Here is a 26913-nt window from a genome sequence, read left to right as displayed (position 1 = left end):
CATGCAAATTTTTGATTCACATACGCACATTAACGCTGATCAATTTGTGGGTGACCTGCCAGCAGTGGTCGAGCGTGCGCGGGCATTAGATGTAACCCACATGCTTGTACTAGGGGATAATAAGCGCACCAACGCGCGACTGATGACCATGCTTGAACAGTTTCCTCATATCTTTGGTGCGGCGGGATGTCATCCTGAGGATGCTTCTCAATATGACAAGGAATGGGAAGGTATGTTGCGGGAAATGGCGTTGCACCCGCGTTTTCGGGTCATTGGTGAAATTGGACTGGACTACCATTGCGCCGTTGACCACCGGCTGCAATGGCGGGTATTTGAAGCCCAGTTAACGTTAGCCGAGGAGCTAGGGCTGCCGGTAAGCATTCATAACCGGGATGCATTTGCGGATACGTATGCTATTTTACAAGACCATCAGCCCGCCCTCGTTGGCGGGGTAATGCATAGCTTTAACGGTGATGCTCAGTGGGCGAAGAAATTTTTAGCGTTAGGGTTTAACCTGTCGTATAGCGGAGTAGTAACGTTTCACGGTGCACCGGAGGTCCGGGAAGCGGCTCAGGTTACCCCGCTATCACGAATGCTAGTGGAAACGGATGCGCCTTACCTAACGCCAATGCCGTACCGGGATCGGATGAACGAGCCCGGAATGACCCGGTATACCGTCGAATACCTAGCACGGTTACGGGGAATACCAGCTTTGGTGCTTGCCCGGCAGACGTTTAACAATGCAATGAGGATGATTGAGAGTGGGAAACAGCAAGCAAATGAAAATTAAAGAAGTCATCGTAGTCGAAGGTAAGGATGACACCCGGCAAATTCACCGGGCAGTTGAGGCTGATACATTGGAAACGCGGGGCGCTGCCTTAAATGAAGAGACCCTTCACCAAATTAAGGTGTTAAACGCTCGGCGGGGAGTAATTGTCTTTACCGATCCGGATTATTCTGGTGAAAAGATTAGGAAGATGATTGCCCGTGAAGTTCCGGAAGTTAAACATGCCTTCCTGGAGCGCCGTGATGCTGTGCCCCATGGCCCGGGAAGCTTAGGTGTGGAACATGCTACTCCGGCGGCTATCCGTGCAGCCTTGCGGAATGTTTATACGGAAACTCCCGACGCGCCTACGGTTATTTCCCGGGAAATGCTGTTTGAGGCGGGGCTGATTGCTGGCAGAACCGCTAGGAAACGGCGGGAACGATTAGGCGATTTTCTGGGTATCGGGTACGTTAACGGAAAGCACTTATTAGAGCGGTTGCGGTTATTTCGAGTTACCCGGGAAGCTTTTAACCAGGCTGTACAACAACTGGACGAGGGGGACCAGTAGGATGAAAGAGGGACAATCATTACCAATTGCTGCGCCTACCCGTACCCGGGAAATTATGGCTACGCACGGGTTAACTTTTAAAAAGAGTCTGGGACAAAATTTTTTAACGGATATTAATGTCCTGACCAAGATTGTTGATGCAGCAGCTGTATCAACTGATGATGATGTGATTGAAATCGGGCCGGGAATTGGGGCGCTCACTGAGCAGTTGGCACAACGAGCGCATCACGTTGTAGCTGTTGAGATTGATCAGCGGTTAATTCCGGTGCTTGCTGATACGTTAGCTCCGTATAAGAATATTACGGTGGTAAATGCGGATATTTTAAAAACGGATGTTGCTGCTTTAGTAGCGGCGCATTTGGATGGGCAACACCCGGTGAAGGTGGTTGCTAATCTTCCGTATTACATCACAACGCCGATTATTATGCGGTTGTTAGCCGCCCCGGTTTCGTTTGCGGCAATTACAGTAATGATGCAACGGGAAGTTGCAGCTCGGTTGGAAGCAAAACCGGGAACAAAGGACTACGGTTCGTTATCGGTGGCAGTTCAACTTGCAATGCACGCCCGTGTTGCGTTTATTGTCCCCCGGACGGTCTTTGTCCCCCAACCGAACGTTGATTCGGCAATTGTAGTATTAACTCCTGCGGTTACCCCAGAAGTTACTGACCCAGCCGCCTTTACCCGTTTGGTAAAGGGAGCGTTTATGCACCGCCGGAAGAGTTTATGGAATAACTTAGTAGCTTTGTACGGGAAAAAGAATAAGGAACAACTGCTAGAAGCACTCCGGGAAGCACAAATTGATACGGGAGTTCGGGCGGAACAACTTACCGTTGCGGCGTTTGTGCGGTTGAGTAACGCACTGGCTACGGCCCTATAATATTTCTTTAAAAAAAATTAATTTGAAAATTCATTTTAATCGGCATACAATACCTTCATAAGAGGTGAGCATGATGCCAAAGAATTTAGTTGCCATCAAGAAGGAACTTGATGCCCGCATTGGCAAGCCACTGACCGTCACCTCCCAGATTGGGCGGAAGAAGGTATTGCGCCGGCGAGGAATCTTACGGAAGACGTTTCCGGCTGTTTTTATCGTTGAGTTAGATCAGGATGAAAGTGCTGTTGAGAATGCGTCGTTTAGCTATACGGATGTGTTGACGCAGAGCATTGAACTGTCGTTTGAGGACGGCCACGACTAGAGAAAGTGAATTGAAAAAGAAGCTGTGACTTACCGTCGCAGCTTCTATTTTTATATGGAATGCATTTTCTTTCTTCATTAGTTCTGACTGGCCTTAACGAATTGATCATAGTAGTCAGCAAGAAGGGCGCGTACTTGTCGGGCAATCATCGTGTAGTCTTTATCAGGAAGATTAGCCTGGGAAACCCGTAAAATGCCTGGCTTTGAGCCGAAACCAACCCCATCCATTAAAACAACCCCGTTTTTCTGGGATAGTTGAACGAGGAAATCCACCTGCTCAAAGTTATCCTTGAGCCACCTAGCAAAAGCGGCTCCGTAGTACTGGGCGGCTAAATCGTAGATATCAATCAAGGAGTAGTATTCAGCGTTTGCGGGATCGTTAAATGCGGGAGCATTAAGCCCCTTATGAAGAGCGTTGTACCGTGTTCGAACAATCCGCTTAGCTTCTTGGATGTAGTGGTCGTTGTCCAGGCCATCAGTCTGTTCGTTTAGCAGGTGAGCCATTGAAAACAGGCATTCCATGATTTGTTGGGGCGTTGATAACCCAGAAGTGTGGTATAACCCAACAGCCCGGCTGTCAGCAACCATTCGGTCAATGAATTTCATCTTGTTAGGGTCAAGGACGACGTGACGATACCGGGCGTAAAGCTCCTTTTTGTCAGCGACCGGGAGTTGACTGATGAGGTCATCAAAGACGTTGTGTTTGTGGACGCCAATAACACCAAGCCGCCATCCGGTCGCGCCGAAGAGCTTGGAATACGAGTAAACCAGTAGTGTATTGTATGGAGCAACGGCATAGACGCTTTCAAAGTCGGCCACAAACGTCCCGTAAACGTCGTCGGTGATGATCATCAGGTGCGGGTTTTTCTCAACGGCGTGTTTAATGGCCTGCAGTGTTTGGGGGCTAAGGGCCACCGAACCTGGGTTGGACGGATTAACGAGGAAGAGAGCCTTAACTGCCGGGTCTTCCAGTTGGGCCGCTGCGTCCGGTTCAAGTTCCCAGTTATTTTCTTCCGTTGATTTAAGGTCGATTTCAGTCATCTGGTAATCGCTGAGTTCAGGAATCTCAATGTATGGGGTGAATATCGGCGTGTTAATGATAATTTTATCACCGGGATGAATCAGCTTATTTTCCTTTAGTGAGTTAAAAATGTAAACAATTGCTGCAGTTCCTCCTTCAGTTGGGAATAGCTGGGTATCAGCAGCTAACTCCTTGTTAGTGGTGTTGTGATACAGGGTAGAACTAAGGTATTCATTAATTACTCGCTCGGTATACTTTAATATTCGACTTGGAACCGGGTAGTTGTTTCCAATTACGCCGTCAGTTAGCTCCTTAACGAAGGCATTTTTGGCAATTCCCCATTTTTGATGGGCGTAGTCTACAGCTGCTAGAATTAGGTGATCAGCGGAGGATTTTTCAGGGTTGAGAAACGTTTCAAGTCGTTCATGAATTCCGGCGTTTTCGGTGTATCCTGCGAGGTCTGGTTGGTTAATTGTTCGTTGTGACTCTTGCACTCCAAATTGAATTAACCGGGCAAAGGCTTGCCGGCTAATTGTTTGAATCCAATTAGGGTTTCCGCGGCCAGCGTTAAGGAAGATGTTTTGTTTATCGTTATTTTTAGCTAGACTTAAAAGCTTGAAGGAAATTTCAAATGCGCCGAGTTGCTCTAGTTCACGTTCGTCGTGTGGTGTCATTACTATTACCCCCATAATTTAGTAGTGCCATAATTGGTTATATCTTTGTTATAGGAGCAGAGGGAGTTTGATGCAAATGTGGGGATAATGAATTCTAAAAGGGGAATAAAGGATAAAAGAAAAACCCCGCACCAACATGGTTGATACGAGGAAAAAGGAATAGGCAACAGCCACTTATCGTAGCCGTTATTTCATCTACTTAATAGGGGGAGTAAATGAAAGAGTTGTTTTATTAGGTTACTTAGAGTATTCTAAGCATAATTCTATAAGAAATGTTAAAGAAAAAGTTAAGGATAACTTAATTATAACGAATCTTCTTGAATAAGAAATCGTTTTCAGCTAGCCGAAGGAAACTAACATATCGGGAAAGATTCTTCGGCTTAGTAATCTTTCGGAAGGGGTTTTTCCGCCAATGTAATTACACCGACCGCGTTGAGCCCGGTATGGGTCATGATAATTGGACTTGTTAACCGGGCAATATAGCTGGCATCACTGTCTTCCGGAAGAATAATATTCTTAATTCGTTCCAAAAACGCCGGATCAGTTCCCACGTTTGAAAGGGATAACTGCTGAATCGGGTTGTTTTCATGATCCTTGGCAAGCTGTTTGCAGTGCTTGATAAACGTTTTTTGACTCCGCCCCTTAGTAAGCACCTTAATTTCATCATCATGAACCCGAATAATAACTTTAATGTTAGCAATTTTGGCGAGAGCCCCGGCTAGCTTACTAACCCGGCCTCCCCGGACCAGACAATCTAGTTGATCAACGAGAACTTCAGTTGTTGTTCGGCTTTTAATGTCAGCGCAGTGGGCAACGATTTCATCAACGGACTTACCGTCCCGGATATCCTGTGCTGCTGCAAGTACTTGGAATGATTCAGCCCGGTCGGTGCTCTTGCTATTGATAACCGTTACCTTAGTGGTGGTTATCTTAGCGGCTGCTTGTGCGGTTTCGACGGTTCCGCTCAAGATGTCCGAGAGGAGGATAGCAATGACTTCGCTCCCATCTTTTCCAAGTTCGTCGAACATTTCGACAAATTTTCCTATTGGTGGTTGGCTGGTCTTCGGAAACTTACCATCCCGGAGTGCTTGAACGAGTTCTTCCCGGGTAATATCCACGCCGTCAACGTAGTTTTTTCCGTCAATTTCAACGGATAGCGGGACAATGTGGATATCGTTTGCGGTAATTTCCTCCGGGGTTAACTGAACCGAAGAGTCGGTAACAAGCTTGATTTGTGCCATAAAAGTCTCTCCTTAACGTCTTCCGTGTTAATTGTCCCTATTATACCGTATTTAGTTGGTAAACGGAACTAACGTGGCGCTAATTTAACCCGAAACGGTCGTGAAGCTTAAACCGGGCGACTGCTTGGAGGACAATCCACCCGACAATAAAGTTAAATGCGAGGGTAATGATTTCCTTCGGCACCCGAGGAATTAGTAATGCCATAATCGGCGTTTTGTACATCAAGTGAAGATTAAGGGTTGTAATGATTAGGTTTGAGATGATTACCTGAGTAAGCTCATATAAGAGAACCCGGAGGGCGGTAACCTTCTGCCGGTACAAGAATAGTCCGGCGATAAATCCTGAAATGCCGGCGCCAATGGTGAATCCAATGAAGAAGTTTGCATTGGTAGCAAGAATGGTATGACCGATAATGTCGCTTATCACTAATGCAACGGCACCCCACCACGGACCGAGGTAGTACCCAACCAGGATAGTTCCGATAAACCCAAGTCCAATTTCCATTAGATTGCTGGGACCAAACGAGATCTTGGATAGTACTAGTTCCAGAGCAATCAACAGCGCTGCGAGGGTTAATACCCGGGTATTAAACCGTGGTCCTCGCCAAGAAAAGTAATGCATGAAAGCCATCTCCTTAATAATATTAAGGGTTTCATTGCACTATATAAGAATTGATAGTGAATGCGGCCCAGGAGCGCGACCGACTGGCCTTCTGTTGCCGTTCACATTCCGTTCCGGCAACCCTTAACGTTCCAACGCCTACCCTATACGAACAATGATATATTAAACAACGTTATAATTCAACAACATGCGAACTATTTAGTCGATTCAAAGGGTGAATTACAAAAGAAGCAGAATAAAAAGAAAAACCCCAGCGTTACGCTGAGGAAAAGGGAGTTGTGAAATGAATTTTTAGGGGGAGTTCATTTCACTATTACTACTTAGGAATTATGGGGGCGAAGATGGGGAATCATCTTCGCAGGAAAGTAGTAATGATTATTTAAACCATGACTGTAGTGTAAGAAACAGAAATGAAGAAAAGGCAACCATTTTCTTGGAAAAACACAATAATTGGTTTAAGAAAAGGTTAACGATGCCAGATAAACCGCTGGTGGAAAGCGGAATGGCGGGTTGTTATTTTAAGGGGGTTAGCATACACTATAGGTATGTGTGAAACGCTTAAAATGGTGTTTCACAGCAAAGAATGGAGGGAGGATGTTGCATGGCACCTGCTTTTTTTAAGGAACAGTTGATTCGGGTGGGCTTTACCCCAACAGAGGACCAACTTGTCCAGTTCCGCCGGTATTACGAATTGTTAGTTGCGGCGAATCAACACGTTAACCTAACAGCGATTACTGCTATGGATGAAGTGTATGAGAAACATTTCTTTGATTCGTTGATTCCCGCACTGGCTGTTCCGCAGTTTCGGCAGGCGGCGGTGAGTTTGTGTGATGTGGGTGCAGGTGCAGGGTTTCCTTCCCTTCCGCTAAAGATCATGTTTCCCCAGTTGCGGATTACAATTGTTGATTCGTTAAATAAGCGAATTCGTTTTTTGACCGATTTATGCCAGGAACTGGAACTAACAAATGTAACGTTGGTTCATGCGCGGGCCGAAGAATTTGGGGGAAAGAAAAGCATTCATCGGGAAAAATTTGATTACGTGACTGCCCGAGCAGTTGCCCGCCTAAGCGTTTTAAGTGAGCTGTGTTTGCCACTTGTGCGGGTGGGCGGTCAGTTGGTTGCCCTTAAAGCTCAGAAGGCAGCTGCTGAATTGGAAGCGGCCCAGCGGGCAATTACGTTATTAGGCGGGCGGGTAGCCACAACTAAGCGGTTTTTCCTTCCCCGGTCAGGTGATGAACGCAACGTAATTGTGATTGATAAGAAACACGCGACTCCCCGGCAGTATCCGCGGAAGGCGGGGACCCCGGCTAAAAAGCCGTTGACGAATAAGTAGGAGGATGCAGATGGCATTTTCATTTTTTGGAAAGAAACACGACGAAGAGGATGCAACGGTGAGGGAATTACCCGTTGCGGCAATTACGCCTAACCGGTATCAGCCGCGCCATTTATTTGGTGACCGGGATATTTATGAACTAGCGGCCACCATTAAGGAACACGGCCTGCTTCAGCCGATTATTGTGCGGGAGACAGATCCCGAAAAGTACGAAATCATTGCTGGTGAACGGCGGTTCCGGGCGGTTAAACAGCTTGAGTGGGACCATATTCCGGCCATTGTTAAACAAATGAATGATAATGAAGCAGCTTCAATGGCAGTCATTGAAAACCTTCAGCGGGAGGAATTGTCGCCGATTGAAGAAGCGCGGGCCTATCACCGGCTCTTGGAGCTTAACAAGTTGACGCAGAGTGATTTGGCAACCGCGTTGGGGAAGAGTCAGTCGTTTATCGCTAACAAACTCCGGCTTTTGCGGCTATCGCCCCTGGTTCAGCGGGCAGTTATGCAACGGCAACTCACCGAGCGGCACGGTCGGTGTCTGGTAGGGCTTCCCGAGAAGAATCAGGTTAAATTGATGAATCAAATTATGCACGAGCATCTTTCGGTTGAACAAACGGAGCAGCTGGTTCAGCAGACCCGGGAGGGACAGCAGCCACTCAAAAACGTGCGCCTAAAGAATCCGGCCCACGAAACACCAGAATATCACTACCAAAAAACCATGAAGGATATTCAGCGGGTTATCAAACGTGCAGGAAAGGATGGAATGGCCATTCATAGTTGGGAAGAAGACGTAGTAGGGTATCACCGGGTTATTATTGATATTCCTGTAGTAGATGACCAGGAAGGGGAAGATTAAGAATGGCGGTAACGATTGCGCTTGCTAACCAGAAAGGTGGCGTAGGGAAAACCACGACGGCCGTAAACCTGGGCGCTTGTTTGAACGAATTAGGGAAGCGGGTATTGATTGTAGACACCGATGCCCAGGGGAATGCCACAAGTGGAATCGGAATTAGTAAGGGTGATATTCAACACGACGTTTACGACGTTCTAGTTAACGGGATGGATTTGAAAACGGTAATTATGCCTACTAGTCGGGTTCACCTGGATGTGGTCCCGGCGACCCTTCAGTTGTCCGGGGCGGAGATTGAGTTAGCCTCTCAGATTGGCCGGGAACAGCGCCTTGCTGACGCTCTTAAGCCAGTGGCTGATTGCTACGATTATGTTCTGGTTGATTGTCCCCCAGCGTTAGGGATTTTAACGATTAATGCGTTCACAGCGTGTGATTCCATTTTGATTCCGGTTCAAAGTGAATACTATGCCCTGGAAGGATTAAGCCAGTTAATGAAAACAATCCACCTGGTTAAGAAGCATTATAATCCTACCCTGCACGTTGAGGGGGTTCTACTAACAATGCTCGATGCCCGAACAAACCTCGGAAACGAGGTGGTGACGGAGGTACAAAAGTTCTTTAAGGAACGCGTATACACGACGATTATCCCCCGGAATGTCCGGCTATCGGAGGCTCCAAGTCACGGGCAGGCGGTCATTGATTATGACCGGACGTCCCGGGGAGCAGTGGAATATATGGCACTGGCTAAAGAGGTGGTGGCAGCCCATGAGTAAGGAGAACAGAGGACTTGGAAAGGGGATTGAGGCTCTTTTTCAAGATTTTGATGAGCAAGTAACGTCCGGGGCGTCCGGGGAACACGTTGTTGAGTTAAGGGTAGCTGATATTCGTCCCAACCCGTACCAGCCGCGAGTGACGTTTGATGATCAGCGGCTTCAAGAACTGGCTGATTCTATTGCTAAGCAAGGGGTCTTCCAACCGATAATTGTGCGGCAATCCCGGGTAAAGGGGTATGAACTTATTGCCGGGGAACGGCGGTTCCGGGCTTCCAAATTGGCCCATAAGGAGACCATTCCTGCCATTGTTCGGGACTTTGACGAAGAACGGATGATGGAGGTGGCGGTGTTAGAAAACCTACAACGGGAAGATCTCACCCCGCTTGAAGAAGCCCAGGCATACGCAACGCTGATTGATAAGTTACACTTAACTCAGACGGAGGTGTCGGCCCGATTGGGGAAATCGCGCCCGTACATTGCTAACTACCTCCGATTATTGGGATTACCGACGGCAGTTAAGAAAATGCTGCAAGCAAACCAGCTGTCTATGGGGCAGGCGCGAACGTTGCTTGGGCTGAAGGATGCCTCCCAGCAGGTCCGGCTTGCTAAGCGAACCGTTAAGGAGGGATTGACTGTACGCCAACTGGAACGGCTGGTCAACCAGATTAACGGGGTATATTCCGTTAAAAGGAAGGCGCCAGTGCACCGGGATCCGTACCTTCATCAGGGTGAGCAACAACTCGGCGAGCGCCTCGGAACGAAGGTGGCGATTAAGCAGACGGCCCGAACGGGAAAGGGGAAAATCGAGATTGAGTACCTTTCCCCGGATGACCTTAACCGAATTCTGGCGGTTTTAAACGTTAACATTGATTGATGGGGGAATATATGGTGTATCAACTTCATGACATTGTTAAAATGAAAAAGCCGCATCCATGTGGCACTAATCGCTGGGAAATTATCCGGATGGGAATGGACATTAAGATCCGGTGCCTGCAGTGTAACCGGCTAGTTATGCTTCCCCGGCGGGAATTTGAAAAAAAATTAAAACAGGTTTTAGAACACGCGAATCAAAATGAAAGTGGGAATGAATAATGGCACTGACAGCAGGAATTGTTGGGCTTCCCAATGTTGGAAAGTCCACGCTTTTTAACGCAATTACGAAGGCGGGCGCCGAGATGGCAAATTACCCGTTTGCAACAATCGACCCGAATGTTGGAATGGTGGAAGTTCCGGATCAACGGTTAGCCCGGATTGATGAGATTATCCCCGCCAAGAAAATTGTGCATACGACCTTTGAATTTACCGACATTGCTGGCATTGTGAAGGGGGCCAGCAAGGGGGAAGGCTTGGGAAACAAGTTTCTTGAAAATATTCGGCAATGTGATGCCATTGTTCACGTAGTACGGGCGTTTGATGATGATAACATCACGCACGTTTCCGGGAAGGTTGATCCAATTGATGATATTAATACGATCAATTTGGAATTGGTTTTGGCTGATTTAGAATCAATTAATAAGCGTTACACTCGGGTCGAAAAGGTTGCGCGGACTGGACGTGATAAGGAAGCAAAGGCTGAGTTTGCGGTTTTACAAAAGATTAAGCCAGTTCTTGAAGACGGCAAGCCCGTTCGTTCAATCGAATTTAATGATGATGAAAAGAAGATTGTTAAGGGGCTGTTCTTGTTAACTTCTAAACCGGTTCTTTATGTTGCTAACATTGCTGAGGATGACATGGCGAACCCGGATGGCAATAAGTACATGCCTGAAATCAAGAAGTTTTTGGCGGAAAATGATCCAGGTTCAGGAGTGATTGGGGTTGCCGCCGGGACGGAGGAAGAAATCGCTGAGATGGATGACGACGAGAAGAAGGAATTTCTCGAGATGGAAGGGGTTGACGAGCCCGGATTAAACCGGTTAATCCGGGCTTCATACAAGCTGCTGGGTCTTGAAACCTTCTTTACGGCCGGCGGGAAGGAAACCCGGGCATGGACTTTCAGGCACGGAATGAAAGCGCCGCAAGTTGCGGGTATCATTCACTCTGATTTTGAACGCGGGTTCATCCGGGCGGAAACCGTTTCGTTTGCCGACTTGGATAAATACGGTAGTATGCAAGCTGTTAAGGAAGCTGGTAAAATGCGGCTGGAAGGAAAGGATTACGTTGTTCAAGACGGCGACATTATCGAATTCCGGTTTAATGTTTAGTTTTTAAGCAGAACGACGAATCAAGTTAAGGAGGATTAAGACGTGGCAGACGAAACGACACGGGAAAAGAATCAGGCGGCAGCAGCCCGCCAGAAGGCCGTCCGGGAAGAGCGGGTGCACACGGAGCGGAGTAACCATTTTGCAGGGTTGACGAAGCGGAACCGGGAATACCTGTTTAAGATTGAGAAAGAATTAACGGTACAGGGCTATCCAGCAGAAAAGCGCACGGCAGCCATTGAACAGATGAAGAATGAGCTGCAGCAACGGCAGCGGGAGGGGATGACTGCCGTTAAGCTGTACGGATCAGTTAAGCAGCACGCCCAGGAAATTATTGCGGGACCCAAGAAGGACCCGCAACCCCAGAAGTTTTGGGAAGCCGCGCTGGATAACGGATTGATTATGTTCATGATGTTCTGCGTGATGTACGCACTGATTGAGGCTTTTGGCGGGAAGAAGGCTGTCGGGACAAACGGCGGCATCCTGACCATTGTGATTATTTCGGTGATTTCTGGTTGTGGTTTGGGATACTTTTATCAGATGATGACGCCCGTGAACGGAAAGCGGCCTAAGATTAAGTGGGTTCGGACCGTCCTGCTATTGGTAGTCTTAATGGCTGTATGGATGGTTGCATACGGTTTTGTTGCCCAGATTGGCGGCCCGCTGAACACAACAATGCCGTGGTTTGTCTACGTAATCTTCGGTGTTCTTGGTTGGGGAGCACGGTACGTTTTGAAAAATTACTTTCATCTCAATTTCGGTCGGGCGTTCGGCCGAAATTAAGAAGGATTTCCCCGGAAATAATACTAACCATATAATGACAAGCGGAGGACTAGGGTTCACTATAAAGTGAAACGGGGGTCGCCGCTTGTTATTGTCTTATTATAAAATTGGCAGTGAGGTGTTTTTTTAGGAATGGGATATAATCGAGAAAAAGGTGAAGGAGATGAATCGAATGGTAGTTGACCGCTTAGTTAATTGGATCGCGGCGTTTCGCCGACGGTCCTTTATGCGGGTTATCCAGCAGACTCTTAGTGTGCTGTTTCCGTTTGTTTTACTGGGAAACCTTGCCCAGGTAATTGCCCAGTCGTGTTTGACAAAACAGGGTTTTTTTAATTGCCTGTTGCGGATTGACCGGTGGTTACCTCATTTTCAAGCCGTGTACTATTCGTTTGATAATTTTGCGGGACTGACGGTTGGCATTGTTGCCCTGTTGGCAGCATATCAGTCTGCGCGGTATACAGCTAAGCTTTATCGGCGGGATTCAGCTACTGCGGGGTTAACCGCGCTGATTGCATTCTTATTACTGAGTTCTCGGTACATGAAGGCAGCTGTTGAAGGGCTTGATAGCCGTTTTTTGGGTTTTGGTGGTCTTTTATTGGGGCTGATTCTCGGTTACGTTGTGGGGCAGATTTTTCACCTGTGCGGGCGGCCACTTCGGCGGGGAAGCCGAATTGACTCGGTCACAATTATTAAACGAACGTTTGACTCGTTTTGGGCTATCTTAATAGTGCTTGGCGGGGCTTTTCTGCTAAATAAGCTTCTGATTCTTATCCTGTTCTATAACTGGTCAACCAGTATTTCGTCGGCAATAGCGGGGAGTGTTAACCGGCACCACGGATTAGGAATGACCCTGGTTTTCAGTGCGGTTACGGCGCTGTGTGCGTGGTTTGGTGCCGACGGACCGTATAGTAGCATGGCTCCTAGCAACAGCTATACGGTGAACCTAAACACGGCTCTTATTCATCATTCAAGTTGGAACGTTCCGTATAAGTACTGTGATTATTCGCTGTATCATGCCTTTGCAGCGGTGGGAGGAACGGGTGCGACCCTCGCGTTACTGATTGCCATTGCTTTGGTTGCTAGACAACGAGCAAACCACCGGGTCGCCCGGTGGACGGTGCTGCCAACCCTACTGAACAGTAATAGTGCGGTCATGATGGGAATCCCGCTGCTTTTCAATCCGGTTTTTCTCATGCCGATGGTGGGGGTACCGTTGTTGAACGTTTTACTAGCTGCAGGAGCGGTCTTCATTCATCTGATCCCGCCCGTAGTTTACCCCGTACCGACAGGGACACCCGGGCTTTTAGTGGCGTTCATTGGAAGTAACGGAAACTGGATGACCTTGGTAGTTACGGCGCTTATTCTGGTGGTTGACGTGGCGTGCTACATTCCGTTTGTGCGGTTAGCTGAACGGGTAACGGCACGGATGACGGTTCAGGAACGGAGGTGAAGTTACTATGCGGATTAAGGCCCGGCAGCGGCGGCGGTGGTCCGTTCTTAACTTGCTGGTATGGCTTGGGGTCGTGTGTGCCCTGGTTTTTCCGGCGTACCGGTGGACGAAAAGTAATATTACGGAATTAGCGGAGTGGCGGAATTCACAGTTGTCGCCGGTAATCATGATTCCGGGAAGTTCGGCAACCCCGAACCGGTTTGATACGATGGTTAAAAAGATTAACGCACACGCCCCCCAAAAGCACAGCCTGTTAAAAATTAAGGTGTGGAATAACGGGAAGATTACTTATTCGGGGAAGGTTCGCCCTAAGGATAACGAACCGTTTATTGTTGTGGGATTTCAGAATAACCATGATGGGTATGACAATATTAAGCAGCAGGCGGCCATGTTTAATCGCGTATTCGGGATTTTGTGTTCGCGGTATCATTTCAACAATTTCAAAGCGATTGGTCATTCCAACGGTGGGTTAATTTACACCCTCTTCTTTGAAAAGTATTTTCACCAGTATTCTGACCGGGAACACGTTGACCAGATTATGACGATTGGAACACCGTACAATTTTTCGGAGGACTCCATTACGCATAAGACCCAGATGTTAGCGGACTTTATTAAGGGTCGCAAGAACTTACCGCACGATACGGATATGTACTCGGTCGCAGGAACAGAAAACTACGATAGTGACGGGCTGGTCCCGGATGCTAGTGTAACGGCCGGAAAGTATATTTACCAGGGGGTGGTACGACACTACACGGAAATTACCGTTACTGGTAGTAATGCAGAACACTCTGATTTGCCGCAGAACCCGCAGATTATTAACCTGATTAAACGGGATATTCTTGATAATAATATTAATAAACGAGGTGGTTCCCGCATACCTAACCGGCAACTAATGTTTATGGTAGGCAACTAGGAGTAGCTATTTCGTGATACAATAAAAACGAAGTACGAACGAACCGAACCTTCGAAGGAGAACAAATAATGCAAGAGAACGCAACGATGAAGTTGTTTGCCTTGAATTCAAATCAGCCACTTGCCCGTAGAATTGCGGCTGAGTTAGACGTTACGCTGTGCAACGCGTCGGTTAAGCACTTTAGCGACGGTGAAATTCAGATTAACATTAACGAAAGTGTGCGGGGGGATGACGTGTTTGTCATCCAGTCCATCGCGGATCCAGTTAATGAAAATTTCATGGAACTCATGATTATGATTGATGCGTTAAAGCGGGCGAGTGCGGGAACGATTAACGTGGTAATTCCGTACTATGGTTATGCGCGCGCGGATCGGAAAACCCGTTCGCGGGAACCCATCACGGCAAAATTGATCGCTAACTACCTGCAATTGGCGGGGGCTAACCGGGTGATTACGCTTGATTTACATGCCGGCCAGATTCAGGGTTTCTTTAATATTCCAGTTGACCACTTAACGGCTCTGTACGATAAGGTGGCATACTATCAGGACAAAGAGATTGATAAGAATCTGGTAGTGGTTGCTCCAAACCATGATGGGGTAAAAGGGGCCCGGAACCTGGCAGAGCGGTTAAAGGCGCCGATTGCGATTGTCGATAAGCGGGGGAAAGGACGGATTGATCCGGAAACAACGGCGATTATTGGCGATGTTGCTGGGCGGACGTGTTTGATTACCGATGATATGATTGATACGGGTGCTAAGATGGTTGACGCGGCCCGGACGCTTAAGGCTCATGGAGCTACGGCAATTTATGGGTGTGCCACGCACGCAATTTTGTCGGGGAATGCAGTGCAGGAACTCGCTACTGCCCCGTTTGAAGAAATTTTGGTAACGGATACGATTGCCATTCCAGAAGAGAAACGGCTTTCAAACATGCACGTGTTATCAGTAGCCCCAACAATGGCGAAGGCGCTCCGGTTGATTTACAACAACAAGTCGGTTGACTCGTTGTTTAACAGGTAGGGATTAAAAATAACGGGGCTTTTATAATTATGGTAAAAGCCAACAATGCAGAAAACAGCACCGGTGAAATTCAAATTCACCAGTGCTGTTTTATATTTTGATACGAGTTTAATTTCAGTGTGATTGGTGGGGCTCCCCCTCGATGGGGGTTGTGTTCAGGAGAAGTGATGATCCGACTACCGTAACGGAAGAAAGGGCCATCGCCAACCCTGCCATCGCCGGACTAAGCTGAAGTCCGATTCCGCTGAAAATGCCAGCAGCAAGCGGAATTCCGATTATGTTATAGATTAATGATCCGGTTAGGTTAAGCTTAATTCGTCGATAGGTCTTGGTAGCAATAGCCAGGGCCCGGACGACACCAGTTAAGTCGTTGTGAACAAGAACGATGTCACCTGATTCTAAGGCAACGTCTGTTCCGGAGCCCATCGCGATTCCCACAGTTGCAGTTGCAAGGGCTGGTGCATCGTTTACTCCATCGCCGACAAATGCAACGGGGCCGTGTTGTTTAAGGGCTTGGACGTGCATTGCTTTGTCGGCCGGAAGAACGCCGGAAATCACTTGCTTAATTCCCACCTGGTGGGCAATTGCTTGGGCTACCTGAGCGTTATCCCCCGTTAGCATTACCGGCGTGATTCCTTGCCGTTTGAGGGCGGCAATTGCCGCTGGAGCATCAGACTTGGGGGTGTCTTGAATGGCAATTAGCCCGCACGGGGTTCCGTCTTCGCTTACAACGGCGACGGTTTTAGCAGCGTGCCGAAGAGTTTGTTGTTGCACGGCGAGGGCGGGAGAAAGTTGCTGGGAAGCGAGGGTTTTCTGCCCGACCGTTACGAAATGACCGTTGACTATTCCCGTAACGCCCTGACCAGCATGGTTTTTAAAGTTGCTCCCCGCTGGAACTTGAACCTTCGCCTTCGTAGCGGCTGTTACGATAGCGGCGGCGAGAGGGTGTTCGGATGATTGTTCAAGGGCGGCCGCAAGGGCTAAGACGTGGTCGCGGTTTCCGACGACATCGGTGACGACGGGCTTTCCCGTGGTAATTGTTCCCGTTTTATCAAACACAACGGTCTTAATTCCGGCGGTTGCTTGCAAAGCTTCCCCGTTTTTAATCAGAACCCCCAGTCTAGCTGCCCGGGTCGTTCCGACCATTAATGCTGTGGGGGTGGCTAGTCCCAGTGCACACGGGCAGGCAATTACAATGACAGCCACTGCAAAAAGCATGGCCCGAACAGCACTAACATTGCCTAACACATACCAAGCCGTAAAAGTGGTGATGGCAGCAATTAGAACGGCAGGAACGAAAATTCCCGCAACCCGGTCAGTCAGTTTTTGAATAGGGGCGTGGCTGGTTTGGGCCCGCTTTACCATGGTGACAATCTGGGCCAGCATGGTTTGGTTCCCCACCTTAGTGGCCTTAAAGGTAATGACGCTGTCGGTGTTAATGGTACTTCCGACAACGGTATCGCCGGGATGCTTGGTTACGGGCATGCTTTCGCCGGTAATGGTTGCTTCGTTGATGCTTGCGGTTCCCGTTAGGATGACACCGTCAACGGGAATTTTTTCGCCTGGTTCCACTCGGAGGTGATCGCCCACCTTCACTTGACTGAGTGGAACGGTAACAAATTGTCCCTGACGGAGAACCGTGGCCTCCTTGGCCTGGAGAGCGAATAACTTTTCGAGGGCCCCGGAAGCATTATTGTGCATGCGCTCTTCCATTGCATCTCCCAGGAGGACAAAAACCGTGACGAACGCTGCGCTTTCAAAGTATACGGCCCGCCCGGTTAGCAGGGCAAAAACCGAATAAAAGTACGCGACGGCTGTTCCTACGGCAACAAGCGTATTCATGTTTGCTTCATGGTGCCAGAACGCTGCCCAGGCGCTTTTCCAGTACGGGAAAGCGGCCACTACCATGATGATCGTTGTCGTTAAAAAGGCGATTATCCGGTAACCCGGCATGGTCCAGTGCCACGGCATGGCTAGCATTTGAAGCAACATGGGAATTGCGAGGATAAAGGCAATCCCAAACCGGGTGAGGCTTGAGAGTTTCATCGGGATCACTTCCTTAATCGAAGAACTACTTAACAACTAATTGACCATGGAACATGTTCATGCCACAGTGGTATTGGTATGTTCCGGGGGTGAGCCCGGTAAACGTTACTACTACGTCTTGGTTGAGGGGTAATTCAACGTCAAAGGCGGGATGTTCACCCTGGACGCGCGCAAGGCACATTGAATCGTTTGTTCGGTTAAAAACGAGCTTGGTGGGAATATTCGCCGCTAATTTAATTTTTGCGGGTTCGTATCCCTTTTCGCCGACCATAATGTGAGCGGTTTGTTGGCCGTTTTTAATGGTCGCTTTAGGTATTTTGTGGAATAAGGCTGATAATTTCATTGAAATAACCTCCTTTAAATTACTTAACGATAATCTTTCCGTGAAACATGTTCATCCCGCAGGCGTAGTTAAATTCTTTTGCCTGGTCCGTAGGGACGGTGATGGTCGTAACGGGTTGTTTGGTGAGGTCCTTATCAATTCCCAATTGTTCAACCACCACGTGGGAAAGGCACGCCGTGGAGTCGTGCATCTCAAAGTTAACCTTTGCGGGAACGCCTTTCTTGAGCACCACGGTTGTGGGTGAATAGCCGCCGTTAACCACCACCGTAACTTCCTGCCCGCTTTTCGTTCGGGTAGCCCGCCCTGCTCGTTGGACGTGGTTACCGAAAAACCACCAACAAATCAAGCCGATTAGCATGAAAGCCCCACCGATGACAATCAGCTTTACCATTCGAATCACCTTCATTTACGTTATTCTATTTGTATTTTACGGCTTTTGTTTACAAATGTAAACGAAAGCGCTAGTTGACTTTTGCCGGACTTCACGGTGTAATAGTAGTAGAAACAAAACAGGGATACAGTAACGGGAGCGAATCTTCATGACAGAGAGCCGGGAGTGCTGGAAATCGGTCCGAGCGGTGCCGTGAATTACGTCCCTGATATTTTTAGGAACACTAGAATGAGGCCCGGTGACGGGTGAAGATGGGTGGTACCACGATTTGATCGTCCCTGCCGCAGTGATGCGGTAGGGGCTTTTTATGGAATGAAAGGAGCGGTTTCATGGATATTATTGAAGAACTCGAATGGCGGGGCGCTATTAACCAGCAGACCGATGCGGCAGGGCTAAAGGAGCTCCTTAAGAAAAAGAAAATTGGGGTGTACTGTGGGACGGACCCCACTGGCGATAGTCTCCACGTTGGTCACTTAATTCCGTTTATTGTCCTTAAGCGATTTGAATTAGCCGGCTACCACCCGTACATTTTAATCGGTGGGGGCACTGGTGCAATCGGGGACCCCAGCGGAAAGAATGCCGAACGGAAGTTACAGACCTCAGAGCAGGTGAAGCACAATGTTGATGCGCTTACGGCGCAGACGACTAAGCTCTTTGGGGGTGACGGGCACATTACGTTTGTTAACAACTACGACTGGTTGGCCCAGATGGACCTTTTGGGATTCTTGCGGGACTACGGGAAGCAGTTTAGCGTAAATACGATGATTCATAAAGAAGTCGTTGCCAACCGGCTGGAAGTGGGAATTTCATTTACTGAGTTTACCTACCAGATTCTTCAGGCCGTGGACTTTTTAACGTTGTATCGTGAACACGGTGTTCAGTTGCAGGTCGGAGGGGCAGACCAGTGGGGCAATATCACTGCCGGCATTGACCTGATTCACCGGGAAGCGGGTCAGGATGCAGAGGCGTACGGGCTAACAATTCCGTTGATGGTTAAAGCCGACGGGACGAAATTTGGAAAGACGGCCGGTGGGGCGGTTTGGTTGGATTCAGAGAAGACATCTCCATACGAGTTCTACCAATTCTGGTTAAACCAGGACGACCGGGACGTAGTGAAGTATTTGAAGTACTTTACTTTCCTTAGCAAGGAAGAAATTGATGCACTGGCTAAGCAGGTGGAAGAGGAGCCATGGAAGCGAGCAGCCCAGAAAGCCCTAGCGGCAGCGGTAACCACGTTTGTTCACGGGGAGGAAGCGACTAAGGAAGCCCAGAAAATTTCCCAAATCCTCTTCAGTGGCAATGTTCAGGAACTAACGACGGCGCAGGTTGAGCAGGCTTTCGGGAAAATGCCATCGGTGACCGTCACGGCAGAGCCGATGAACATTGTTAACTGGTTGGTTGAGTATGGCATTGAACAGTCTAAGCGCCGGGCCCGCGAAGATGTCACCAATGGGGCGATTACCGTGAATGGTGAACGGATCCAGGACGTTGAATACGTACTCGACCCGAAAAGTGCGTTTGACGGAAAGTACGTTATTCTTCGGAAGGGGAAGCGGAAGTACACGTTGGCAAAGGTGAAGAAATAAATTGTGAATATTGACACTAATAGTTATAAGCGTAGAATTAGAATGTAAGTAGATAACTAAATGAGTGGTTTTATCTCATAGCGGAAGTAGGGAGCCGTTAATGAGCAGTTATGTTTTCACGAAGAGAGTGTGAAATACATAGTAGGTTGCTAATTGCGAGAAACTGTTCATTAGTGCATTGCTTTGTTTTTCACAATATTATTCTTCGTGGTATAAGAATCCTGGAGGAATAATTGCTATGGAAAACGGTCTTTCAAAATCATATTTATTAAAAACAAAAATTGGTGTTCTTTCCGTTAGCATGATGGGAATGGCATCACTAGCAATCACCCCGTCATATGCGGCAATTGCTAAGTATTTTATAGCCGGTAATACGCTGGTTCAAATGTTAACCTCATTGCCTAACCTTTTTATGATGATTGCTGGGTTCGTTGTTGGTAAGTTGGCCAGCATGCGTATTCGTGAAAAAGTGTTAGTATTAAGTGCGATTAGTATGATAATTATTGGTGGAATATTACCACTTTTTTATCATGAGAGTCTGTTATTTTTACTTGTTTGTTCCTGCTTGGTTGGTTTTGGCCAAGGGGCTTGTACAAACCTTTCGCAGGTACTTGTAACGCGGATGTTACCAAGCGATATGCAACAGTCAGCGATGGGGCAAACTACAACGTTTACTAACCTTGGCGGAATGGTCTTTATTATGGGCGGAGGCTTACTTGGAGTAACTAGTTGGGTTCGTAATTATTGGATTTATATATTCGCTATCTTTGTATTGCTATTAATTTGTGCGTTAGTTCCTATGTCTCCACTTTCCGTAGAAAGTGGAGATGCAGTGAACGATGTCCCAGAGAACGGGCAAATTCATATTAATAAATATGTTTGGTACATTTCATTTTGGGCATTTTTTACTATGTTAATGAATAATGTTTTGAATAACAATATTGCTTTATTCATTACGCGTAATCATTTTGGGGGCACGTCACAAGCTGCGATAACTACGACGATTTCGTTACTTGGAGGTTTATTGTGTGGCCTTATCGTTGGAATGCTAGGCAAGAAATTTAAGTACTCAACGATTGCTATGTCTTTTTTCGGCTATGCAATTTCATACTTAGTTATCGGGTGTGCACGTAATTTAATAGTTATCCTTATAGGTAGCTTTGTAGTTGGTGCAGCAATGAGTATAGCTATGGGACAATACCCATATTTAATGTCGTTAGTAACTGATAAAAATAGTGTCTCTATGGGTCTAGGAATTTGGGCAGCAGTTTATTCAATTGGTGGGGTTCTTAGTCCATTTGTTATTAATCCTTTGGTTGCTTGGTTGGGTAATAATGGGATTATTAACGTGTTTTCAATTAGTGGGACGTTGGCTTTAGTTATTGGGATTATCGTTTTGATTACTGGATTTCAGCGAAAATTAGTTAACCGTACTACTTTAGATGAAAAATAGTTTTAAAAAAGGCCTGGATTACCCCACAACACTGGGATCAGTGTTGTGGGGTATTTAGTTTGTTGTATATTTGGCGATATTTACGTGGGGGAATTCCCTTTACACGCATAAAGTTACGATAAAAACTCGTAGGATTTTGATATCCAATTTCACTAGCAATTTCTGCTAAACTTTTGGTGGTAAGAGTGAGCTGGAGGCACGCACGTTCGATACGGATATTGTTTATAAGTTGACTAAAAGAACAGTTAAACAGTTCATTACATAAGCGTGAAAAATATTTGGGATGATATGAAAAATGATTAGCTACTTTATTGAGGGTAACATCATAAATATTATCGGAAATATATTGCATAATGCTTCCTGCTTGGGAATCTTTGCTGGCATATTTGATGTGTGTTGATGGGAAGCATGATTCATATTTTGAAATATATTCACGGTGTTTACGTAAGAGTTCTGTCATTAAAAGGGCGGTTACTCTTTGTATTTGAAAGTCAATAAGGAAGTCTGCGGGCTCTGTTTCAAGACTAATTAGTATATTGAAATAATTATGAATTAAATCACCAATAATATTTTGAAATTTGATGTATGTAGATTTGCTTTGAGTATCAGTCATAAGATCATGAAAAAGCGGGTTATCAGCCATTAAATGCGTGTTAATAGGATAGGGAATCTGCAGGGAAATGGATAGTAGCGTTGCGGTTGCCGGAGTATTACTGGTGGGGATAATTATTAGCTTTTTGAGATGTCGTCCCACAAGAACATCGCTATGCTTCATGTGTATTGTTTCGTCGTTCACATGTGCGATAAATTCATTATGTGCTTCTAAAAAGTCAATTTGAATTTCAGTTGTATTTCTGGTGTTTTTAGTGTGTAAAAGACGAATCTTTGTGGGCCTATTGACGTTAATTTGTTTGAACATAATGCACATGTACTCCTTATAAGTTACTTAATGTAATATATTATATTACCATAGTGGATTAATTTTAAACCTATTTCGAAATAGAATGAATGTATGGGATGTAAGCGCTTTGCCCAAAACTATTCGGGAGGTAATTATATGTCTGAATATACAGTTGATGTGGCAGTTGCAGGGGCAGGTGGAACAGGGCTTTCGGCAGCTCATGCGGCGGCACAAAATGGTTTAAGTGTTATTGTGTTAGAAAAATTACCGCAAATAGGGGGTAACACACGAATATCGAGTGGTTTTTTTGCTATTGATACCAAAGAACAACGGGCTGCTGGATTACATTTATCTAATCAAGAGGCTATTCGGCAATTAACTAATTATGAGCATTACCTTAGTAATGGTGCCTTGGTTAAACGAATAGTACAGAATGCTAAGCCAACTTTAGAAGAATTGGAACGGATGGGAATGGAGATTAAGCTTAATCCAACAGCAGAAACAACGCAATTTGCTCATCGTGATAATCCTTATGAGGGTGGATCATATCATATGTATCAGAATAAAGATGAGAGTTATCGTCGTATCCAGGAAACACTTGAACGTGAGGGTGTCAAGTTTCTTTTTAATGTTACATTGCAGAAATTATTAACAGAGGATGATCACGTTGTGGGTATTTGTGCTGTAGACCAGGAAGGCAACAAAGTACTTGTGCATGCAAAGGCAACTATGGTTGCTACAGGAGGCTTTGGAGGAAATAAGAAACGTGTTGCCGAAGTCATGAAAACTGATCGTATGCGTTCGTTGGGCGTTCCGAATATGGGTGAAGGCCTTGATGCAATGGAACGTGTTGGGGCAGTTAATATTGATGGGACGGCCCTCATTCACGCCGCTCAATTAACTAAATCAAAGGTTACACAGAGAACGACTAAAAAAATAAGAGCAGGTTTTTCTGATAATCCAATTACGCGATTATTATTAACACCATTGTTGTGGGTTGATTTATGTGGCCGGCGTTTTACCAATGAGGATGTTGTTTACGATACTGTTTTATGGGCAAACGCAGGTTTATCTGTTGGAGGGAAATATTTCTTTGTGGTTGACTCAGCAACGCTTAGAGATTATGACGTTACCCCTAAGCTTGAAGTATCAAAAGCTGGGCCGGGGGCTTCCACGACACCGGGTGATTTTATAGAACTTGCTGATGAAGCTGTAGAAGGTGGGCAAGCTTATAAAGGGAATTCCCTTGAGGAACTTGCTAAGTCTACGGGTATGGATCCAGACCAACTAAAGCAAACAGTTAGCAAATATAATACTGCTATTAAGTACAGGAATGATGTTGAGTTTAGTAAAGATGGTCAGCATCTTGTATATCCTGTAAAAGATGGCCCGTTTTATGCGTTTGTTGCTCAGGTTGCATATCTAGGAACCGTTGGTGGTGTTCGTGTTGATGATTATATGCATGTCTTAGATGCAGATTTTAATCCAATTAAAGGGCTATATACTGGTGGGACAAATGCCGGGGGATACTACGATGGGCGGAATTATCCTACTTATGAGGGCCTTGCTTCAGGATTTGCTTGGACATCTGGTAGATTAGCTGGGTTAGCAATGGCTGAAGATTTGAAAAAATAGTTAATAGTATTTTAATTTTTAGTTATCTACGTACTAACAAATTCATCTCCTTCCTACGTTTATTTGATGGAATTTGTGAATCTTGTGGGGGAATTGACGAAAATCCCCCCATATTTTTATGTAATTTGTATGAAAAAGGAGAAACTGTTTATTAAACATGGTAAAATAGAGTGAATTGTTAATTAATGAACAATCAAAGGATAGGTGATCTGAATGGGGGAAAAGAAACACCTCCTTGCCGTTGTTGGCAATAATTCGTCAAAATCATATAATCGTAAGCTTGTTTATGCAATGAAGGAACTTTTCGGCAATGACGTTGACTTTGTGATTCAGGAGATTAAGGATCTGCCACTTTTTAGCGAGGATTTACTTGATGATGTTCCGGCGGTCGTTACTACCATCGCGCAGCGCATTGAGCAAGCCGACGGGGTGGTATTGGCAACGTGTGAATATGACCATGCGGTACCGGCTGTCCTTAAGAGTTTTATTGAGTGGATGTCCAGTGCGTACCACCCGTTTACCAATAAGCCGGTAATGATTGTTGGGGCTTCATTGGGAATTCAGGGGACGGTCCGGGCTCAGATGAATCTACGCCAGATTCTTGATAGTCCGGGGGTGAATGCTATCGTTGTTCCTGGAAATGAATTTATGCTTCCGCGGGCAGCGGCAGCCTTTACGGAGGATGGTCAACTAAAAGATGAGCACAGCGTAGCTTTTTTAAAGCAGTGTTTCGATAATTTTATGGCGTACATTGATATCAATAATTCTTCCCGGTTAGTACAGAATTAAGTCTAGTAAATTTAAACCATAAGGGGCGGTGAAATCGCATGTAAAGCGATTTCACCGCCCCTTTTTGTGTGGTATGATGAACGCGATTCATGAAAAAGAATTGAGGGAGAACATGGTAATTTTTACGGAAAGACAACAACGGGAACTGCGTGCCCTGTTAGAAAGTCATGCGGGATTACCGCTTGATGATTTGGCTTCTAAGGTGGAAATTAGCCGGCGGACCCTTTACCGGGACATTGCGGCAATGCGCCTTGCGCTTGAAGAACAGGGGATGGTCCTTGTGCGCGACCAAAAGCGGTGTCGGCTAAAGGGAGACGTTGAGGCTCGAGCAACCCTGCAAGCCCAATTAACGAATCAGCACCGCACGCCAAGCGATAATAAGTTGGCGCCGGCGATCCGGCGCAACCTGTTAGCTTTTCGGCTGTTATTGATGACTGACGTACAAAAGATTATGGCTTTGGCACTTGATCTTGGCGTGAGCGTGGGGACTGTCACGGCTGATTTGGCGGTACTAGATCAAACGTTTGCTCCATATGAAATTACGATTGAGCGGGTTAAATCAATGGGCGTGGTCGTTGTGGGGGATGAACAGCGGCGCCGGGAACTCGCAACCGGGGTACTTGTATCTACTCTAAATGAGGTTAACTTTGTTACTGATGATCCAGCGGCTCCCCGCACAACGGTGGGACGGGTGTTTGCCCGGCTTTACGGGTTAAGCCAATTTCAGCAGTGCTATCAGGTAGTGCGTGAAGTAGTTCAACAAGCACTTCCGGAAATTACGGACATTCAGTTAATCCAAACCGTGGGCGCGCTCTTTGTAACTTGGCAACGGGTAGTAGCAGATGCCTTACTTAGGGACGTTTCTCCCCCGAAAATTTCGCTTAAAGCACGGGGGCTAACTTACCAGGTTCTTGCAAAGTTACGGATCGAACTCCCTGCTAACGAGGTCCTTTTCTTGAGCCGGTACTTCGAGTTGGAACGGCCTGCGTGGAATGTTTACATTCCAACTACCGCCCAAGAGGTGAACTTATCCCGGGCAATTATGAATTTCATTACGGCGGTGGGGCGGGACTATGAGTTTGACTTTCACCGTGATTCAGAATTTGTTAACCGAATTAGTCATCACATTATGGGATTGATGAGCCGTCAAGTACAACTCCCCGAAGTACACATCGCGACCCTCGATAAAGTTGCAGCGCGCTTTCCTCAACTCCGGGCTAGCATTGTACGCAGGTGGCGGAGTGCCTTTCCCCAGTTTAAACTGGGAAACTATGAATGTAACCTTGTTTTACTTCATTTCGCAAGCGCATACCTTGATGGTGATAAGGAATTACCACTTAACGTATTGATTATTTGTGAGAATGGTCTGGGGACATCCCAAATTTTAGCCCAACGGCTTCGGGTAGCGGTGCCTCAGGTGCAGGAGATTACGGCCGTGGGAGTTGCGGGGGTAAACACGACGACACTGGATGATTATGCGGTGATCCTCTCAACGGTACGGTTGCCGTCTTTCCCGCGAGATTACATGATGGTTAATCCGCTACTTTTTGATGACGAAGTGGCCCGGATTCAGCGCAGGTTGCATGATTATGCCGCTCGTTACCGGGGACGGAATGATTCCCGCCGGCAGGTAAAAAACGCCCGGCCGTTGCAGCAAGAACACCTTGCTCCCAGAGAAGCGCTTAAACGAATGGTCGCCATCGCGAACTTTACGGATGACCTATTTGACCACTTTAAATTGGTTAAGTTATCCCAACCAACGAAGACGATCGGTACGTTGGTGGATCGCGTAAGCGCCTGCATGCCGGATTCCGTGGTAAAGGACCGGGGTCAATTAAAAGAAGCGTTGGTACGGCGAACCCGGATAGCGCCAATTGGAATTCCGGGAAGTTCACTAGCTCTCTTACACACTGCCAGTCCAGTAATTACGCGTCCTCTTTTTTGGGTGATTGAACTGGCAGTACCACTTGAGATGCCGGCGATGGACGGGGAAGCGATTAGCGTGACCCGGTTGATGTACATGGTTGCGCCCGCTAAGGTGAGTGGATGGCAGGGACATATTTTAGGGAGTATTAGTAGTCTAGTGGTGGTTGATCAAGAATACTTGCGTTGTTTTATGACGGGAACGACGGTAGAAATTAAGGAGTTGCTGGCGCGGCGACTTTTAACAGAATGTATTAGTTTATTTGAACCGGCGAAGTTGTAAAAAGTGTGCCAAAACGAAGAAACGGGTGCAGTGAAAGCAGTGAGCCTCCGAATCCGTAGCGTAGATTCGGGGGGTACTTGGCTCGCTTCTTTGACGCCAAATTATACGGAAGAAATAAGGAAGATGTAATTTTGGATGCATCTTTCTTTTTTAGTGG

26 protein-coding genes and 1 riboswitch are annotated in these 26913 nt (G+C 46.7%); of the genes, 19 read left to right on the top strand and 7 right to left on the bottom strand.

Going from position 1 to position 26913, the window contains the following annotated elements:
• The first annotated feature begins 1 nt into the window (after window position 1).
• The 4 genes from ACI3EZ_RS03090 to ACI3EZ_RS03075 all read left to right on the top strand — a co-directional run bounded on the left by ACI3EZ_RS03090 (window position 2) and on the right by ACI3EZ_RS03075 (window position 2530).
• On the top strand, window positions 2–790 hold the full coding sequence (locus ACI3EZ_RS03090) for a TatD family hydrolase (protein ID WP_405025490.1): 789 nt from the start codon (window positions 2–4) through the stop codon (window positions 788–790).
• A complete protein-coding gene (rnmV, locus tag ACI3EZ_RS03085) occupies window positions 780–1334 on the top strand; it encodes a ribonuclease M5 (RefSeq protein ID WP_405024485.1) in 555 nt (184 codons plus the stop codon). Before ACI3EZ_RS03090 ends, rnmV begins: the two co-directional genes overlap by 11 nt.
• Before the next feature lies 1 nt (window position 1335).
• On the top strand, window positions 1336–2211 hold the full coding sequence (gene rsmA, locus ACI3EZ_RS03080) for a 16S rRNA (adenine(1518)-N(6)/adenine(1519)-N(6))-dimethyltransferase RsmA (protein WP_405025489.1): 876 nt from the start codon (window positions 1336–1338) through the stop codon (window positions 2209–2211).
• 73 nt (window positions 2212–2284) lie between these two features.
• Entirely contained in the window at window positions 2285–2530 is a 246-nt protein-coding gene (locus ACI3EZ_RS03075; RefSeq protein WP_405024483.1) for a Veg family protein, read from the top strand.
• A gap of 77 nt (window positions 2531–2607) precedes the next feature.
• Here ACI3EZ_RS03075 and ACI3EZ_RS03070 read toward each other — a convergent pair whose 3' ends face one another.
• The 3 genes from ACI3EZ_RS03070 to ACI3EZ_RS03060 all read right to left on the bottom strand — a co-directional run bounded on the left by ACI3EZ_RS03070 (window position 2608) and on the right by ACI3EZ_RS03060 (window position 6087).
• On the bottom strand, window positions 2608–4224 hold the full coding sequence (locus ACI3EZ_RS03070) for a bifunctional aspartate transaminase/aspartate 4-decarboxylase (protein ID WP_405025488.1): 1617 nt from the start codon (window positions 4222–4224) through the stop codon (window positions 2608–2610).
• 380 nt (window positions 4225–4604) lie between these two features.
• Window positions 4605–5465 carry a DegV family protein gene (locus ACI3EZ_RS03065; RefSeq protein WP_405024481.1) on the bottom strand — a complete coding sequence of 287 codons (861 nt, stop codon included), beginning with the start codon at window positions 5463–5465 and terminating at the stop codon, window positions 4605–4607.
• A 79-nt stretch (window positions 5466–5544) separates the two neighbouring features.
• Window positions 5545–6087, bottom strand: a complete 543-nt coding sequence (locus ACI3EZ_RS03060; RefSeq protein WP_405024480.1) for a folate family ECF transporter S component — start codon at window positions 6085–6087, stop codon at window positions 5545–5547.
• Between the two features lie 52 nt (window positions 6088–6139).
• A riboswitch (THF riboswitch) is annotated at window positions 6140–6235 on the bottom strand.
• Window positions 6236–6688: 453 nt separating this feature from the next.
• On the opposite strand from ACI3EZ_RS03060, the gene rsmG reads away from it, so the two are divergent.
• From rsmG to ACI3EZ_RS03010, 10 genes are all read left to right on the top strand, one after another.
• Window positions 6689–7420 carry a 16S rRNA (guanine(527)-N(7))-methyltransferase RsmG gene (gene rsmG / locus ACI3EZ_RS03055; protein WP_405025487.1) on the top strand — a complete coding sequence of 244 codons (732 nt, stop codon included), beginning with the start codon at window positions 6689–6691 and terminating at the stop codon, window positions 7418–7420.
• Window positions 7421–7430: 10 nt separating this feature from the next.
• Window positions 7431–8276, top strand: coding sequence for a ParB/RepB/Spo0J family partition protein (locus tag ACI3EZ_RS03050; protein WP_405025486.1), 846 nt, complete (start codon window positions 7431–7433; stop codon window positions 8274–8276).
• A 2-nt stretch (window positions 8277–8278) separates the two neighbouring features.
• Window positions 8279–9043 carry a ParA family protein gene (locus ACI3EZ_RS03045; RefSeq protein WP_405025485.1) on the top strand — a complete coding sequence of 255 codons (765 nt, stop codon included), beginning with the start codon at window positions 8279–8281 and terminating at the stop codon, window positions 9041–9043.
• The gene (locus ACI3EZ_RS03040) at window positions 9036–9917 is read left to right on the top strand and encodes a ParB/RepB/Spo0J family partition protein (RefSeq protein ID WP_405025484.1); all 882 of its coding nucleotides are present in this window, start codon (window positions 9036–9038) and stop codon (window positions 9915–9917) included. Before ACI3EZ_RS03045 ends, ACI3EZ_RS03040 begins: the two co-directional genes overlap by 8 nt.
• Window positions 9918–9931: 14 nt before the next feature.
• Window positions 9932–10135 carry a DUF951 domain-containing protein gene (locus ACI3EZ_RS03035; RefSeq protein WP_405024608.1) on the top strand — a complete coding sequence of 68 codons (204 nt, stop codon included), beginning with the start codon at window positions 9932–9934 and terminating at the stop codon, window positions 10133–10135.
• Complete coding sequence (ychF, locus tag ACI3EZ_RS03030; RefSeq protein ID WP_405024475.1) at window positions 10135–11244, top strand: redox-regulated ATPase YchF; 1110 nt, start codon at window positions 10135–10137, stop codon at window positions 11242–11244. The genes ACI3EZ_RS03035 and ychF overlap by 1 nt, the downstream gene beginning before the upstream one ends.
• Before the next feature lie 42 nt (window positions 11245–11286).
• Window positions 11287–12024 carry a DUF1129 domain-containing protein gene (locus ACI3EZ_RS03025; RefSeq protein ID WP_405024474.1) on the top strand — a complete coding sequence of 246 codons (738 nt, stop codon included), beginning with the start codon at window positions 11287–11289 and terminating at the stop codon, window positions 12022–12024.
• A 172-nt stretch (window positions 12025–12196) separates the two neighbouring features.
• Window positions 12197–13474: a PTS transporter subunit EIIC gene (locus ACI3EZ_RS03020; RefSeq protein ID WP_405025483.1), complete on the top strand. Its 1278-nt coding sequence runs from the start codon at window positions 12197–12199 to the stop codon at window positions 13472–13474.
• 7 nt (window positions 13475–13481) lie between these two features.
• Window positions 13482–14387: an alpha/beta hydrolase gene (locus tag ACI3EZ_RS03015; protein ID WP_405024472.1), complete on the top strand. Its 906-nt coding sequence runs from the start codon at window positions 13482–13484 to the stop codon at window positions 14385–14387.
• A gap of 68 nt (window positions 14388–14455) precedes the next feature.
• Entirely contained in the window at window positions 14456–15406 is a 951-nt protein-coding gene (locus ACI3EZ_RS03010) for a ribose-phosphate diphosphokinase (protein WP_405025482.1), read from the top strand.
• Window positions 15407–15520: 114 nt separating this feature from the next.
• Here ACI3EZ_RS03010 and ACI3EZ_RS03005 read toward each other — a convergent pair whose 3' ends face one another.
• From ACI3EZ_RS03005 to ACI3EZ_RS02995, 3 genes are read right to left on the bottom strand one after another with little or no spacing between them, the layout of a single operon-like run.
• Complete coding sequence (locus tag ACI3EZ_RS03005) at window positions 15521–17452, bottom strand: copper-translocating P-type ATPase (protein ID WP_405025481.1); 1932 nt, start codon at window positions 17450–17452, stop codon at window positions 15521–15523.
• A 25-nt stretch (window positions 17453–17477) separates the two neighbouring features.
• On the bottom strand, window positions 17478–17795 hold the full coding sequence (locus ACI3EZ_RS03000) for a cupredoxin domain-containing protein (RefSeq protein WP_405025480.1): 318 nt from the start codon (window positions 17793–17795) through the stop codon (window positions 17478–17480).
• 19 nt (window positions 17796–17814) lie between these two features.
• A complete protein-coding gene (locus ACI3EZ_RS02995; RefSeq protein ID WP_405025479.1) occupies window positions 17815–18201 on the bottom strand; it encodes a cupredoxin domain-containing protein in 387 nt (128 codons plus the stop codon).
• 314 nt (window positions 18202–18515) lie between these two features.
• Here ACI3EZ_RS02995 and tyrS point away from each other — a divergent pair, with 314 nt between their 5' ends.
• Window positions 18516–19772: a tyrosine--tRNA ligase gene (gene tyrS / locus ACI3EZ_RS02990; RefSeq protein ID WP_405025478.1), complete on the top strand. Its 1257-nt coding sequence runs from the start codon at window positions 18516–18518 to the stop codon at window positions 19770–19772.
• Between the two features lie 238 nt (window positions 19773–20010).
• A complete protein-coding gene (locus tag ACI3EZ_RS02985; RefSeq protein WP_405025477.1) occupies window positions 20011–21225 on the top strand; it encodes an MFS transporter in 1215 nt (404 codons plus the stop codon).
• 37 nt (window positions 21226–21262) lie between these two features.
• Here ACI3EZ_RS02985 and ACI3EZ_RS02980 read toward each other — a convergent pair whose 3' ends face one another.
• Window positions 21263–22144, bottom strand: a complete 882-nt coding sequence (locus tag ACI3EZ_RS02980) for a helix-turn-helix transcriptional regulator (RefSeq protein WP_405025476.1) — start codon at window positions 22142–22144, stop codon at window positions 21263–21265.
• A gap of 138 nt (window positions 22145–22282) precedes the next feature.
• Here ACI3EZ_RS02980 and ACI3EZ_RS02975 point away from each other — a divergent pair, with 138 nt between their 5' ends.
• The 3 genes from ACI3EZ_RS02975 to ACI3EZ_RS02965 all read left to right on the top strand — a co-directional run bounded on the left by ACI3EZ_RS02975 (window position 22283) and on the right by ACI3EZ_RS02965 (window position 26756).
• The gene (locus ACI3EZ_RS02975) at window positions 22283–23761 is read left to right on the top strand and encodes an FAD-dependent oxidoreductase (RefSeq protein WP_405025475.1); all 1479 of its coding nucleotides are present in this window, start codon (window positions 22283–22285) and stop codon (window positions 23759–23761) included.
• A 213-nt stretch (window positions 23762–23974) separates the two neighbouring features.
• Complete coding sequence (locus tag ACI3EZ_RS02970) at window positions 23975–24550, top strand: NADPH-dependent FMN reductase (RefSeq protein ID WP_405025474.1); 576 nt, start codon at window positions 23975–23977, stop codon at window positions 24548–24550.
• A 112-nt stretch (window positions 24551–24662) separates the two neighbouring features.
• Complete coding sequence (locus tag ACI3EZ_RS02965; protein WP_405025473.1) at window positions 24663–26756, top strand: HTH domain-containing protein; 2094 nt, start codon at window positions 24663–24665, stop codon at window positions 26754–26756.
• Window positions 26757–26913 lie beyond the last annotated feature (157 nt).

The organism is Ligilactobacillus sp. LYQ60 (assembly GCF_045033015.1).
Taxonomy (GTDB): domain Bacteria; phylum Bacillota; class Bacilli; order Lactobacillales; family Lactobacillaceae; genus Ligilactobacillus.
Note: the sequence above shows the minus strand (reverse complement) of the source record. Positions and strands in the feature narration are given on the sequence as shown.

Bases quoted from the DNA above. Each gene is read 5' to 3' on its own strand.
- ACI3EZ_RS03075 (WP_405024483.1), top strand. From the start codon at position 2,285: ATGCCAAAGAATTTAGTTGCCATCAAGAAGGAACTTGATGCCCGCATT.
- rsmG (WP_405025487.1), top strand. From the start codon at position 6,689: ATGGCACCTGCTTTTTTTAAGGAACAGTTGATTCGGGTGGGCTTTACC.
- ACI3EZ_RS02995 (WP_405025479.1), bottom strand. From the start codon at position 18,201: ATGAAGGTGATTCGAATGGTAAAGCTGATTGTCATCGGTGGGGCTTTC.
- ACI3EZ_RS03065 (WP_405024481.1), bottom strand. From the start codon at position 5,465: ATGGCACAAATCAAGCTTGTTACCGACTCTTCGGTTCAGTTAACCCCG.
- tyrS (WP_405025478.1), top strand. From the start codon at position 18,516: ATGGATATTATTGAAGAACTCGAATGGCGGGGCGCTATTAACCAGCAG.
- ACI3EZ_RS02965 (WP_405025473.1), top strand. From the start codon at position 24,663: ATGGTAATTTTTACGGAAAGACAACAACGGGAACTGCGTGCCCTGTTA.
- ACI3EZ_RS03020 (WP_405025483.1), top strand. From the start codon at position 12,197: ATGGTAGTTGACCGCTTAGTTAATTGGATCGCGGCGTTTCGCCGACGG.
- ACI3EZ_RS03045 (WP_405025485.1), top strand. From the start codon at position 8,279: ATGGCGGTAACGATTGCGCTTGCTAACCAGAAAGGTGGCGTAGGGAAA.
- ACI3EZ_RS02980 (WP_405025476.1), bottom strand. From the start codon at position 22,144: ATGTTCAAACAAATTAACGTCAATAGGCCCACAAAGATTCGTCTTTTA.
- ACI3EZ_RS02970 (WP_405025474.1), top strand. From the start codon at position 23,975: ATGGGGGAAAAGAAACACCTCCTTGCCGTTGTTGGCAATAATTCGTCA.
- rsmA (WP_405025489.1), top strand. From the start codon at position 1,336: ATGAAAGAGGGACAATCATTACCAATTGCTGCGCCTACCCGTACCCGG.
- ACI3EZ_RS03040 (WP_405025484.1), top strand. From the start codon at position 9,036: ATGAGTAAGGAGAACAGAGGACTTGGAAAGGGGATTGAGGCTCTTTTT.
- ACI3EZ_RS03090 (WP_405025490.1), top strand. From the start codon at position 2: ATGCAAATTTTTGATTCACATACGCACATTAACGCTGATCAATTTGTG.
- rnmV (WP_405024485.1), top strand. From the start codon at position 780: ATGAAAATTAAAGAAGTCATCGTAGTCGAAGGTAAGGATGACACCCGG.
- ACI3EZ_RS02985 (WP_405025477.1), top strand. From the start codon at position 20,011: ATGGAAAACGGTCTTTCAAAATCATATTTATTAAAAACAAAAATTGGT.
- ACI3EZ_RS02975 (WP_405025475.1), top strand. From the start codon at position 22,283: ATGTCTGAATATACAGTTGATGTGGCAGTTGCAGGGGCAGGTGGAACA.
- ACI3EZ_RS03000 (WP_405025480.1), bottom strand. From the start codon at position 17,795: ATGAAATTATCAGCCTTATTCCACAAAATACCTAAAGCGACCATTAAA.
- ACI3EZ_RS03005 (WP_405025481.1), bottom strand. From the start codon at position 17,452: ATGAAACTCTCAAGCCTCACCCGGTTTGGGATTGCCTTTATCCTCGCA.
- ACI3EZ_RS03050 (WP_405025486.1), top strand. From the start codon at position 7,431: ATGGCATTTTCATTTTTTGGAAAGAAACACGACGAAGAGGATGCAACG.
- ACI3EZ_RS03010 (WP_405025482.1), top strand. From the start codon at position 14,456: ATGCAAGAGAACGCAACGATGAAGTTGTTTGCCTTGAATTCAAATCAG.
- ACI3EZ_RS03015 (WP_405024472.1), top strand. From the start codon at position 13,482: ATGCGGATTAAGGCCCGGCAGCGGCGGCGGTGGTCCGTTCTTAACTTG.
- ACI3EZ_RS03060 (WP_405024480.1), bottom strand. From the start codon at position 6,087: ATGCATTACTTTTCTTGGCGAGGACCACGGTTTAATACCCGGGTATTA.
- ychF (WP_405024475.1), top strand. From the start codon at position 10,135: ATGGCACTGACAGCAGGAATTGTTGGGCTTCCCAATGTTGGAAAGTCC.
- ACI3EZ_RS03070 (WP_405025488.1), bottom strand. From the start codon at position 4,224: ATGACACCACACGACGAACGTGAACTAGAGCAACTCGGCGCATTTGAA.